Source organism: Pseudoalteromonas sp. H71 (assembly GCF_001468485.1).
Taxonomy (GTDB): Bacteria; Pseudomonadota; Gammaproteobacteria; order Enterobacterales; family Alteromonadaceae; genus Pseudoalteromonas.
In genome coordinates, this window is the sequence record NZ_LODI01000021.1 from 32,422 (window position 1) to 45,186 (window position 12,765).

Consider the following 12,765-nt stretch of genomic DNA (forward strand, 5'->3'; position numbering starts at 1 on the left):
CCATCGGCTCTTTTTTCGTTGCTGTCGCTTGTTTTACCGTAGCCCGCATCAAGTATGAGTCTAAAACCACGACTATTTAAGCCGTTAAAGTTATAACTGTATGTAAGCCCAACACCATGTGTGGTTTCATCATCAAATATTTGCCCGAGCGCACAACCAAAAATATTACCCAGCTCACTAGCAATGTCGTCAGTGTTTGTGCTTTCACATGGTTGATCGGTATCACGTGCGCCAATAGCCCCAACTAATACACCAAATGCATGTTTATTGTTATTACTTACAGCTTGTTCAAAGCCCACTGAAAAGCCATCATCTAGGCCAATTTTATAGTTTGCATACCAGCGCTGGGTATTGTTGTCTGCCGATAAAGACGCTTCAGGAACAACCAAATAAGGGTAACCACCCCCAATCGAAAAGCTCACATCATTGGCAAAAGCAGAACCCGAACTAAGTGATAAAGCCAGTAGTAATATTTTTGTATTCATAACATTCCTTTTAAGTAAGCATAAATCGTACTTAATTAAGGAACAAAGGGCAATAAAACAAATGTTCGTTAATGTAACAAAGCTGATAAAAGGCGCTTACATTTTAGCAAGTATGTTATCGCTGGCCGCTTCTATTAAATCGAGCACGTTTTCAAAGCCGTCGTCACCACCGTAATATGGGTCGGGTATAGCGCTAATACTTTGATCGCCGTACTCTAAAAACAACGCTAATTTATAATGTAAATGCGGTGGGCACTGCTCTTGTAAATCAGCTAAATTTTGTTTGTCGGCCGCTAAAATTAAATCAAACTCGGTAAAGTCGCTGGTTCGAACTTTACGCGAGTGTATTCCTTTAAAGCTATAGCCGCGCTTTTCACCCGCCGCCATTGAGCGGCTATCTGGCGGATTACCTTCGTGATAGCCAATTGTACCTGCAGAATCGACCACCACCTTTACACCCAAGGTTTTTGCACGCGCTTTTAGTACCGCCTCGGCAGTAGGTGAACGGCAAATATTACCTAAACATACAATCAATACCTTTTTCATTGCGGCTCCTTAAATTGGGCTTTAAAACTGTTTTAGTATGCTCTCTTCGTAATCGTCAGCATTAAGCGTTAAATTAAACTGTGCAGCAACCGAATCTAACTCAGCTTGCTTAATGGCTAGGTCTTCCATTGTTATAAGGTTGTCGTCTAGCTGCCATAATAAACGCGAGCCCGCATAACTGTAATGAATGGCTAATAGCGCAGAAGGGTTACCCTCGCGCCCAGCCGCTTTTAACTTTGGCATTTTGCGGGTTATTTTATTAAGTGCCTGTTTTAGCTCCCATACATAAACCACTTCGGTCATGTAAGGATGAGTGCGGTATTTATTTAACAACCACCCTATGGCTAAACTTGTAATAACCACACCAGTTAAGTTCCAATGAAAATGGCTTCCGCTTTCATCCGGAAACAACGCAATCAGCGTTTGCGATATAGCTAAGCTCCCCGCCGCAAGCGAAGCCGCACAGCCTGCAATTACCCGGTTTAAATGCTTACGGTAACGCGCTTTATTTATTTCAATGAGTTGCATAACAGCCTAAAAAGTTAATAAGTAAAAGAATGCGAAACGCTATTGTAACTAAACCCCGCATTTTTTATAAAAATATTTCACCCCTTTTTGATTTGCCACCCGTTATAGCTCTGAAAACCACATAATGAGTTAACTAGGAGCGGCTTATGCACACACTTGAAACCCCAAAAAACCCAACATTTATAAAAACATCAACCGCCGTTATTGGGGGTGCAGCAATGACCTTTGCCGCCTTTGCATTTATGCAATACCTAATCAGTGGCGACCAACGCGCACCACTCGACCCAGGCAAAGAAATAACGGTTGAAATATTTAAAGTGCCCGAAGATTCAAAAGTAAGGCACATAGATAAAATGCCAGAACCACCTACACCAAAAGTCCCGCCTAAAGCGCCACCGCGGGTAACACCGAGTGCCGACCCCGTTATGGCAATCAACACGGCGCCGCCATTAATAATGGATAACTTTGGTGATGGCATTAACAATACCCTTAATCGCCCAACGGGAGATGCCTCACCCATAGTGCGCATAAACCCTAAGTACCCAACCACTGCTGCGCGTGATGGCATAGAAGGCTGGGTACAACTTAGCTTTAATATTTCGCCCACTGGCGAAGTAATAGACGCGGTAGTTTTAAACGCCGAACCAAAACGTATTTTTAACCGCGAAGCACTGCGCGCTATTAAACGTTGGAAATACCGCCCAAAAGTAATTGAAGGTGTGGCACAATTACAAACAGATCAAACGGTTCAACTTGATTTTAAATTAGATAACTCTATTTAACGGACTAAACGCCTATGCTAATGAGTATTAAAACCTGGTTATTTGAAACGCCCAGCAAAGACTGCATGGCGCGTTATGCAAAAAGTGGAGAAAACCGTCACTTAGAGCAGCTTATTGCCCTCTACAGTAACGATTTATACCACTACCTAGTTACGCAGTCTAATACTCACTTAGCATACGACGTAAGCCAGCAAACGTGGCTAAAAGTAATTGAAAAGCGCCACCTTTACCAAGCGCAAACCACGCCTAAAGCGTGGTTATTTAAACTCGCACGCAACACCCTAATAGACGAATACCGTAAACAAAAACACTTTGTAGAGCTGGACGAAAACAACCTACAACCTTTGCAAAGTGGCAATCAAAGCGAATTAACACATAGTGACTCGCACATAGGTGACACACACATAAGTTACGAAGCATTTAACACAGCGCTCAAGCAACTAAGCTTTGTGCAGCGCGAAGCCATCACCTTACAACAAGAAGGCTTTAGCCTCAACGACATAGAGCTTATAACGCAAAGCAACGCCCAAACCATAAAAACAAGGCTACGCTACGCCAAACAAAACCTAAAACAATTATTAGGAGATTATAATGAACAAGCCTGATGAGCAGTTTGATGAAAAGCTGTCAAACCACTTTAAAGCGCGTAAAGCACGTACCACCCTTTCGCATGCTCAACAACAGGCGTTAAAACACAGCGTAGCTCAAAAACAACCTAAAAAGTTAGGCTTTGCCCTGCAACTCACAAGCATTACCTGCGCTCTGGGCTTACTGGCCTTTATAGTGTTCGACAGCAACAACGTAATAAATACTGCCCCTAAAACCGTATTAAACACCATAGACATTCACGACTACTCGTTTATAACAACGCATGAAATAGATCAAACAGGCAGCTACGCAAGCGCCATAACGCAACAAAAACGCGCGCTCGACACCCAATTAGCTAACGATTTACGCCGCCACCAGCAACGCCACATAGAATACGGCACGCTCGTAAAGGTCGACAACGACTGGTACATAGCCAGCTGTAATGACGAGGTACTAGTACAAATTAAACAATCATTACTCAGCGATTTAAAAACTAAACATGCTGTTGAAAGTGGCATAAACACCGGCGACATGCTGGCCATGGCACATAACGGCAAAGGGCAGATTGTAGGGCTTAAACATGCGGGGGTTGAAGCGAAGCAGTGTGGGGCTTAGGTGGTTTGGGGGGTAAGCTCACTATTTAATTTACCGCTAACCACCTATGCTATATTAGGAAATGGATCAATAATTGATATTACATTATCCCGTAATCTAATTGAGATTTGAGTTTTTAATTCTTAAAAATAATTAGTTATAAGTACTCATCAACTAATACTTGTGGAGTAATACTACTTATACTTTTATCTTTGACTATCAAAATATTAGAAAAATATATAATGTTATTCACATTGATGGGGTAATCGAATTTTTTCTCATTAAATAATGAGATAATTTTGACTCTATCAATTCTGTAGAATTTTTTCGCCAAATTAACATTATCGTTTAAAATACTTATAATATCGTCATTCAGACTTGTTTTTGCTAAACGCAGTCTGAACTTTTGCCTTATCATTGCTTCCCAATTTTTTCTTTTATAATGCCCATAAGCAATCTCTTCTAAAATTTTTATCATGTTCCATTCGTTTGTTTCCAATGAAGCATAAACGCCATTTAACATTCTTGACTCAGTCGGAAATTGTGTCCAATCATCTTGATATTTGAATCTGAGGTCATGTTCAACTTCATGCCAACCTTCAGACAAAACAGTACGAATTTGTAGTTCAAAAGTTTTATCGACTTTCTTCTGTATATCAGGAGATAGTTCATAATCTTTCTCTTCAGGTACGTCGTAAATTAAATTGTATCTTACTGGTTTAAATGTTGTCGCGTTCATATTATCAATACTTTGATCTTTTTCTCGTTCATGAAATACACGACTAATTGCTTCATGAACAATTTTAATGTCATCAGCAAAATATAAAACGATACGAATACCTATAAGATCTTGAAGATATTTAGTAACTCCGTAATTAATATCTCTCGCTAGCTTCGATTTCAAAGAAACACTATCTTTAACTCGACCAAAAATACGATACATAATCCCCATTTGGTTCAATGTTTCAACTAACTCTGATTGTATTTCTTGAGATATTATTTCTACAGGATACTTCATTAAACTCTTCCAATAAGTTGTTTTATTTCGGCCATTTTCGTTATATTTATCGCGATATATGAACCTCCTGTTGCATCAATAAGTAACTCTTCTTTTTTTAGACGCTTTATTTCTTTTGTAATATCACGTTTGCTACAACCATCTACTTGTATTTTATAAATACTAGCTAGTGGTATATGTATTCGTTCACAACTACCAGAGCCAACAGGAAAGTATCTCCTAAAAATCTGTAATGTAAGTTCACTTGTTAAGTTAAGTTCTTCAACAACTTGGTGTTCTTCTAATTCATGAATAAAGTTATTGTTAGCTAAACAATTCAATAATTCTATTGAATTTTCCTCAAAATTTTCTGCGATAATAGAACAATCATAAAATTTACAATTAATAAATGTCGCATTCTTTATATTCTCGATGTAAAAGCCTATATTTGAAAAACTACAGTTACTAAATGAAATACCATCTACAGCTCTGCTTGCAAAGAATGTTGTGTTGTTAACATCTAATGAATTGATAGATGTACCGCAATAATCTTCATTTTCAATTGTACCCAACATTTTTATTTCATAAGACATTCGATCAGAATCAGATAAGAACACTTTCATATGCTCTAATCTATTCCATAAAGCTTTTCGCTCTTCTAACGTTCTAGCTCTATATGATGCTATTGCCGGCTCGACAAACCTCTCATCACTAGCAATCCATTCTCCTTCAAATTTTAGAATTGCTTCTGCGATGTAATTACCAAATACAAATTCGTTTATGAACTCAATTCTACCTTCACCTTGATTACTACGATCAAAAAACGCATGAGTGGCTAAAGTTGTAGCTAGTTCATCTATAGTCGGTCTATCTTTTATAGGATAAAGTTTACGAGTCGATTCAAGCATTTGAAAACATTTACTTTTAAATAACTCAACTATTTTATCTTTCCCATCAGACGTGTAATCCTTTTCACACATATGTTCAGCAATAGTAGCTAAAACTCTTGTCTGATTTTCAGGAGGCATAGGGAGATTCTGTCTTTCCATTTCTCGCTCTAACATAGCCGTGAAGTAGTGTGAAACAACTCTTTCTGGTGTATTGAGGAGACTGTGAAACTGTTCTAACTTTAAAGCTCGTAAATAAGCAAGCAACACCGGATTTGATAGTTTATCTAGTTCTAAACCTGCCGCGCTTAAAGAAACACGCCTTTCTTCATTAAGCCAATCTTCTATTCTAGGTTGATGAATACGAAATCTTTTGAAAATAAATTTATCAGAGTACCTTTCAAGCCACTCGTTAAAAACACTTCCATCAAATATCGCTGCCCTTCTTGAAGTAATGATAATTTTTGCATTTTTGACAAGAAGTTCACCTATAGTCTCAAGCATAGGCTCAGCATTTTCGTAATCATCTTCATGCTTTTCCTTAGAGTCCTCTCCTAATAGTTCGTCAAATCCATCAAGAACCATAACGATTCGTCCATTTTGCAATTCATCTATAACTACGTTTGACTTAACTTGGCTAAATGCTCGATCAACTTCTTTAACAAATACATGTCCAAATACTCTTGCTTGCCTATCCCGCGAAAACTCAGTAAAAAACGGAATTGGATTGTCTTCACGCTTAGCTAACTGATCAATTAGCTCATACGATGTGCATGTTTTACCAAAACCAGCTGGGGCCTCAATTAAAATTAATTGTGCACCTTTCTCGCTCATACTATTGGCTATATTTTCTACTATTGGTGTATCAACTTCCTGCACTGCACAAGAATTTTCACTCAGAGAATATGGTGCGTTAATATATTTATACTCAAGTTGGCCTGATTCTGGAAAGCTTTTTAATATCGACTGTGTGTATGTACTGTACTCATCTTGAATACGTGTTTTCCAATGTTCAACATCAAAAAAACCTTCAAAAAGGCCTTTTTCTATTTGATCTATTGTGTCGTATTTATTTCGCTTTATTGATACCCCAAGATTTTTTAAGTCTTCTATTTTCCTTGTTATATCGATTTCATCAGCTGGATTGCTAGCTAATTGAACAACCTCTGCATTATGAAAAAAACCTGATTTGAACGTAAAAGTCAAATAAGAAGAGTTTGAAGAATTTTTTTTATATTCGAACCCATATTTTCGAAATTTTTCTATAACCTGAGAACAATCAATATCCATAAGTATCCCAAAACAAGCTAAGCAACTGAAGTTTAAGATATTATGTTTATAATTATAAAACAACTAAAATAGGTAATATCGATATGAAAATAGCTATGCGCCTACAAAAACAGTAAATATATTTAACGTTAACCCTACAGAGTGCATTGGTGATAAGTTGGATTTCGTGTCACTCAACCCAACCTACGTCGCTAATATTTTATAAATCATCGGTAATGGCTGCTGCTTTAAAGTCGTTGTTCTGGATTGTGCAAGTATTTTAAGCCGATGGTCACTATACGCGTATGTACCATTGTTATAACGCGTAATTGAACATTACCAATAACCACAATTGAGCCTTTACTGATTTCTCCTGAGAGCTTTTGATTGATCACCTCTTCCAAGCTTATACCCTCTGGCGCGTCTATTTTCATGTGGTGTGAGTAAAATATATCGCCTACTAGCGTAACTCCCTTCACTTTAAGTTCGTTGCACGCTAAGTGGCTGTCTTGGTGGTTTGTTTTATCGGTTGCTGTAAAAACTAAATCAACAAAAGGTCTGTTAGCGGGTTTTAAAACAACAAATATATGATCGTTTGGTTTTAACTTAGTAGATCCGCGTGACGGTATGATTGAAGGCCCTCGTGTGATCATCGCTACAACTACACTTTCAGGCAGTGCAGCATGTGACAGCTTGCTCGAAATTACCCCAAGTAAAATTAAAATGGCACTAACAAGAATGATATTAGCTATTACAAACATAGTGTGGGTTTACAGCCTTGTATAAGTTAAAAAATAAGAATTTATAGCTATTAAAAAGCTTAAAGCTCACGCTATAAAATAACCTAAAAAATATAAATACGGGTACTTAAAATGCTTTAGATTAAATTAGTGAGTTATTAGAGTTGGCATTACTAAGTTAAATATTTGAATCATTTGTTTTAAAAAAAAGCCTGCAATTAAGCAGGCTTTTGAATGTTTGAAACTATAGCGTTTTAAAATGTGTTTACAACACAATAATACTAATAACCAAATAAGCAATAAAAGTCAGTGCGCCACCAAATAACGCGTACGGTAGCTGCGTTTTAACGTGGGTGAGTAAGTCACACCCCGATGCAAGTGCCGATACCGCGCTGGTGTCGGATATAGGCGAGCAGTGATCGCCAAATATGCCGCCACCTAAAATAGCGCCTACAACCAATGAAGGTGGTAAACCTAATGCTTGTATAAGCGGTACGCCAATAGGAATAAGTATGGCAAACGTGCCCCACGATGTCCCCGTAGTAAACGACATAACCGCCCCTGTTAAAAACAGCACGGGTACTATTAAATAAATAGGTAAGTAGTCGCCTACTAAGGAGGCAACAAAAACACCCGTTCCTAGATCCTTTAAGCTTGCGCCCAGTGTGAGTGAAAGCAAAACAATACTTACCAGCGGAAGTAACTCACCCATGCCTTTAAAGCCAGTATCAACTAGTTGATGGTGAGTGAATTGGCGCGAACTAATCATTAATAAGTAAGCAACCACAATAGCGAGCACGGTTGCGTATAATACCGATTTAGAGCCGCTACCCTCTGCTAAAACACCATTACCAGTGTAAAACATAAAGCCTACCATACTGGCAATTAGCGTGATGAGTGGCACTAGCATAAAGCGTGCTTTAGAACCTTTTACTTCTTCTTTTAGCTCGTTTGTTTGTAGTTCTAATTTTTGTTCGGCCTCTTTCATTGGGCCGTGTACTTTATCAAACGCAATGGTGTAAAAAACAATAACCAGGGTGATTATGGCGTAAAAGTTATAACCTACGCTGCCCCACAGTACCGATACGGCCGATTCGCCCAATTCGTAATTACCTAATAAACCCAGCACAAATGCGCCCCAGCCGTTAAGGAGTATTAAAATACACACAGGTGCGCTAGTACTATCAATAATGTAGGCAAGGCGTGCACGGCTCATTTTAAATTTGTCGAACAGGCCGCGTGACAAAATACCCGACGTAAGCACACTTAGGTTTGACTCTATAAACACCGCAACGCCGGTAAACATAGTTAAAAAGCCAACTTGGCGCTTACCTTTTGCAACCCCTTTGTTCATTAATAAGTTAACCGTTGCTGCTACGCCGCCAGATTCGCGTATGTAGGCAAGTAAGGCGCCTATTAAAATACTAAATATGAGTATGCGGCTATTACCCGGCGAGCTTGCCACCGAAATAATACGCTCTATGGTATTTAAAAACGTTGTAAATACGCTATTTCCTTCACCTTGTAAGGCAAGTAAAAACTCAGAAGACGCCACGGCAACTAACAGCGCCATAATGACTTCTTTGCGCCAAAACACGATAGCTATCGCAATTAGCGGCGGTAAAATAGAATACCAATGCATAAAAAGTTAACCTTAATTATTAACAACCCGCGCTTAAACGCTTATATGTTAAGCCCAATACTTAAAAAGTGGCTTAATGGACTAAACCGCCTAGCTTAATGGATTGATGTTGCCAAGTCACCTGCAAATAAGCCATTGGGTATAACTGTATTAGCCCATTTTAACCTATACGATAATTTATTGATTTAACAGCGCTTCGTAAATAAGCGATACCACAGATCCGTACTGAGCGGTTTCGAATTGTTTGCCTGTAAATTCATAACGTTTTTGTGTGCCTTTAATTGCAGTGTGGCGCGCGTTAGTAAGCAAAACAATCGCTAAGTCGTAAGCGGGATCGATCACCGTTACGGTGCCTGTCCAACCGGTATGGCCATAAGCTTGTGCGCTGGCATAAGGGCCAAAATGCCAACGCCGGGCTTGGTTATTACCTGCTAGCCTAAAACCTAGGCCATACGTTTCGTTAGTGCTTTGCGGCGTTAAAAACTGCGCCAAGGCACTTGCGCTAAATAACTGCTCGTTACCATAACCGCCATTATTTAGTAATAACTGACACAGCACAGCCAAATCGTGAGCGTTACTAAACAATCCTGCATGCCCTGCAACGCCGCCAAACGAGTAAAATGCGCGTTCGTCATGAACTTGACCTTGCAAAACATGAGTACGAATATTATCAAAAGTAATACGCCCATCGCGGGTGTTACCGCTAAGTTCGGTGGCTGCAAATTGACTGCGTTCAAAGCCTTTTTTAAGTGGGTTAAATAGCGTGCTACTCAGTTCAAGGGGCGCATAAATGTGCTGCTCTAAATACTCGTCTAGCGGCTGCCCTGTTATGCGCTCAACCAGTACACCTAAAATCATGTAATCAATATCAGAATAAACATGTTGCACTGGGCTTTTGTTGTTAAGCGGTACTTTTGTTAACAAAAGCTGTTTAGTGGTTTGGCTATTTTGAGAATAAAATGTATTGCCTTGCTGCGTATCTTTTCGGTGAAAATCAAACACGGGTGGGTAACCGGCGGTATGCGTAAGTAACTCTTTTACTGTGCGTTGCTCTCGCCCATCACCGGTGTATTCGGGCACATAGCTTTGCACAGGTTTGTTTATATTTAGTTGCCCTTCGCTTATTAATTTCATAAGTGCAAAATTAGTGGCAAATATTTTGGTGTTTGAGGCTAAATCAAACAGAGTGTGTGTTTGCATAGGCTCTGGGCGCAGTAGCATTAAATCGTTTTGTTGGTACTGCTTTGCATCGCCATAGGCACTGAGTTTTATTAACTCGCCACTTTTAACAACCGCCAGTACTGCACCAGGAAACCCCGCTTTAATATCGCGCTCAATGAGTTCATCAACGTCTGTAAAATCAATAGGCTTAGTTGGCGTTAAATTTAAAGTGGGAAATGCAAAGCGCAGCGTTAAGCTTGTGCCTTTAGGCTTAATATTTTCTATCTTAAATGTGTTTATACCATTATGGGTATGCGCCGCTAAACTGTAATTATAAAGCGTATTAGCGGTTAATGTATTGGTAGCAAGTTTTTGGTTGTTAATATAAATATCGGCGCTTTCGGCGCTGTGGTTTTGTATTAATAATTGGCCACGCCCTTTATACGCTTTAAATGTGCCGCGGTTGTTTACATAAAACCGGCTACTTGGGTTTGGATCAGGAAAGCGGGCTACAACTTGCGCATTTGGCAGCTGTATTAACTGGCTTTTAGTCAGCACCTGCTGCGATTTTAATGAGTTATGTGTACTACCACAGCCCACAATAATTAAACTCAAAGCAACTAACCACGTGTTTTGAATTAAGGAAATATTTTTTAAAGTAAATAGCATGGTTAGGCCTTACTTATATAGCAAATAAGGCGCTCGTTGCGCTTTAAATTGTGTAAGGCCGCTTTGCCAGCCTTGCTTTATTTGCTCAGCCGACTGCCCTGCTTCAATGGCTAAACGTAACTTATTAGTACCTGCTAGTTTATCCATAAAATCAGCGCGTTCAAAAAAGGTAATATTGTTTTTAGTTAATTTACTATAAGCCGTTATTAAGTAACTTAAATTAAGACCATGCGTATTTTCCGTGCGTAAATCGATCCCTTTTACAGGGGTATTTTTAAATTTAGGGTTTGCTGAGGCGCCTTTAATAGAGCGTGGTGTAAAACTAAACTCTCCAAGCGCAACGGGCGAGTAACCAATTACCTGAAACGCAAAGTCAGTACCTCTGCCAATACTTATAGGTGTAGCCTCAAAAAAGCAAAGCGACGGGTAAAGCGCGATTGATTGATCGTTTGGTAAATTAGGGCTGGGCTTTACAGGTAAACTATAACGGGTTGTGCGTGTATAACGATCAACGGGGATCACGGTGAGCTGTAGATCGGCCGCTTTATTGATCCAGCCCTTGCCTTTGATCATGTTAGCAAGTTCGCCTACCGTCATGCCGTGCAGCACGGGGATTGGGTGCATGCCTACAAACGACTTAAATTCGCGTTCAAGAACTGGCCCATCAACATAGGCAATATTCGGGTTTGGCCTATCAAGTACCATAAATTCAATACCTTGCTCGGCTGCGGCTTCCATCATGTAGTGCATAGAGCTTATGTAGGTATAAAAACGTACGCCCACATCTTGAATATCAAAAACAATAACATCTACATTGCTAAGTGCCTCGGCACTTGGTTTTTTGTTTTTGCCATAAATAGAAATAAGCGGGATACCGGTTTTGCTATCAACTGCATTTTTAACATGGGCACCAGCATCATGATCGCCCCTAAAGCCATGCTCAGGTGCAAAAATTTTGGTTATGTTTATATTTTTAGCCAGCAGGCTGTCGACTAAATGGATAGGCCCAACTAAAGAGGTTTGATTCACCACCAGCCCAACACGTTTATTTTTTAATTGCGGTAAGTATAAAGCAGGTTGCTCAGCCCCCACGGTTATTGAATGCTTTGCTTCAGTTGCGGGTGCGTTAACAGTAAAAAGTGCGCTTAAAATAAATAAGAATATAAAAAATACGGTTTTAAACATACAGCAAGATCCTTTTAAACAAGGCGTTTAAAATAACACAGCTTAGGTTAAAGAGCAGTGAATGGTTTTGAGTAGATACATAAGTAATTAGAAGCTGCGCTTCTCACGGGAGCAAGTTCTGCGTATACAATAATTTTACTCACAGTTTAAGGTTCACCGTAGGCGCTTAGCTTGCGAGACGAGCATCACTCTTAAATGGTTTTGGGTAGATACATAAGTAATTAGAAGCTGCGCTTCTCACGCGCACAAGTTCTGCGTCTACGCTGAAGTTTTTAACAGGTGTGTTTGTTGGGCTTAACTGAAATCTGATATCTGAAAGCTTTCTCAAATTTCAGGCACAAAAAAACCAACTTAGTGTCGGCTTATGTATGAAGGTGCTCGGCGCAGGACGTATCTTGTAAGAGTGAACCTCCGACTGCTTGGTTCGTAGCTTGCTACTTTCCTATATTTACTTTATTTCAGACACAAAAAAACCGACTTTCGTCGGTTTCTTTTCTATTAACTTTAGTAGTAATAGAAAGTGGTGGGCGCAGGAGGATTCGAACCTCCGACCGCCTGGTTCGTAGCCAGGTACTCTATCCAGCTGAGCTATGCGCCCACTTTTACTATTTGCTAGTTTATACTCTAAGCAGAGTGTGTGAAAAGTGCTGGAAGCAGGACGTATCTTGTAAGAATGAACCTCCGACAGATTT

The 12,765-nt window shown here is 39.6% G+C and carries 12 protein-coding genes and 1 tRNA gene; 3 read left to right on the plus strand and 10 right to left on the minus strand.

What is annotated here, in order from left to right; all coding sequences use genetic code 11:
- The 3 genes from ATS71_RS10795 to ATS71_RS10805 all read right to left on the minus strand — a co-directional run.
- Positions 1–485: hypothetical protein (locus tag ATS71_RS10795; RefSeq protein WP_152995678.1), on the minus strand; the 485-nt coding region annotated here is incomplete at its 3' end.
- Positions 486–581: 96 nt separating this feature from the next.
- Positions 582–1,031: a low molecular weight protein-tyrosine-phosphatase gene (locus ATS71_RS10800; RefSeq protein WP_058404834.1), complete on the minus strand. Its 450-nt coding sequence runs from the start codon at positions 1,029–1,031 to the stop codon at positions 582–584.
- A gap of 21 nt (positions 1,032–1,052) precedes the next feature.
- On the minus strand, positions 1,053–1,559 hold the full coding sequence (locus ATS71_RS10805; protein ID WP_058404835.1) for a DUF3087 domain-containing protein: 507 nt from the start codon (positions 1,557–1,559) through the stop codon (positions 1,053–1,055).
- A 146-nt stretch (positions 1,560–1,705) separates the two neighbouring features.
- Here ATS71_RS10805 and ATS71_RS10810 point away from each other — a divergent pair, with 146 nt between their 5' ends.
- Genes ATS71_RS10810 through ATS71_RS10820 form a run of 3 tightly spaced genes read left to right on the plus strand, consistent with a single transcriptional unit; the run spans position 1,706 to position 3,544 of the window.
- Positions 1,706–2,341: an energy transducer TonB gene (locus ATS71_RS10810; protein ID WP_058404836.1), complete on the plus strand. Its 636-nt coding sequence runs from the start codon at positions 1,706–1,708 to the stop codon at positions 2,339–2,341.
- 14 nt (positions 2,342–2,355) lie between these two features.
- Positions 2,356–2,946 carry a sigma-70 family RNA polymerase sigma factor gene (locus ATS71_RS10815; protein WP_058404837.1) on the plus strand — a complete coding sequence of 197 codons (591 nt, stop codon included), beginning with the start codon at positions 2,356–2,358 and terminating at the stop codon, positions 2,944–2,946.
- Entirely contained in the window at positions 2,933–3,544 is a 612-nt protein-coding gene (locus ATS71_RS10820; protein WP_058404838.1) for a hypothetical protein, read from the plus strand. The genes ATS71_RS10815 and ATS71_RS10820 overlap by 14 nt, the downstream gene beginning before the upstream one ends.
- A 136-nt stretch (positions 3,545–3,680) precedes the next feature.
- Here ATS71_RS10820 and ATS71_RS10825 read toward each other — a convergent pair whose 3' ends face one another.
- From ATS71_RS10825 to ATS71_RS10855, 7 genes are all read right to left on the minus strand, one after another.
- Positions 3,681–4,541, minus strand: a complete 861-nt coding sequence (locus ATS71_RS10825; RefSeq protein ID WP_058404839.1) for a hypothetical protein — start codon at positions 4,539–4,541, stop codon at positions 3,681–3,683.
- Positions 4,541–6,697 (minus strand): right-handed parallel beta-helix repeat-containing protein, encoded by a 2,157-nt coding sequence (locus ATS71_RS10830; protein ID WP_058404840.1) that lies wholly within the window; start codon positions 6,695–6,697, stop codon positions 4,541–4,543. The genes ATS71_RS10825 and ATS71_RS10830 overlap by 1 nt, the downstream gene beginning before the upstream one ends.
- Before the next feature lie 227 nt (positions 6,698–6,924).
- Positions 6,925–7,437 carry a TrkA C-terminal domain-containing protein gene (locus ATS71_RS10835; protein ID WP_058404841.1) on the minus strand — a complete coding sequence of 171 codons (513 nt, stop codon included), beginning with the start codon at positions 7,435–7,437 and terminating at the stop codon, positions 6,925–6,927.
- A gap of 244 nt (positions 7,438–7,681) precedes the next feature.
- Positions 7,682–9,058 carry a Na+/H+ antiporter NhaC family protein gene (locus ATS71_RS10840; RefSeq protein WP_058404842.1) on the minus strand — a complete coding sequence of 459 codons (1,377 nt, stop codon included), beginning with the start codon at positions 9,056–9,058 and terminating at the stop codon, positions 7,682–7,684.
- Positions 9,059–9,235: 177 nt separating this feature from the next.
- On the minus strand, positions 9,236–10,888 hold the full coding sequence (gene pbp4b / locus ATS71_RS10845) for a penicillin binding protein PBP4B (RefSeq protein WP_058404843.1): 1,653 nt from the start codon (positions 10,886–10,888) through the stop codon (positions 9,236–9,238).
- Positions 10,889–10,897: 9 nt separating this feature from the next.
- Positions 10,898–12,073, minus strand: coding sequence for an exo-beta-N-acetylmuramidase NamZ family protein (locus tag ATS71_RS10850; protein ID WP_058404844.1), 1,176 nt, complete (start codon positions 12,071–12,073; stop codon positions 10,898–10,900).
- Between the two features lie 521 nt (positions 12,074–12,594).
- Positions 12,595–12,671, minus strand: a tRNA-Arg gene (locus ATS71_RS10855).
- Positions 12,672–12,765 lie beyond the last annotated feature (94 nt).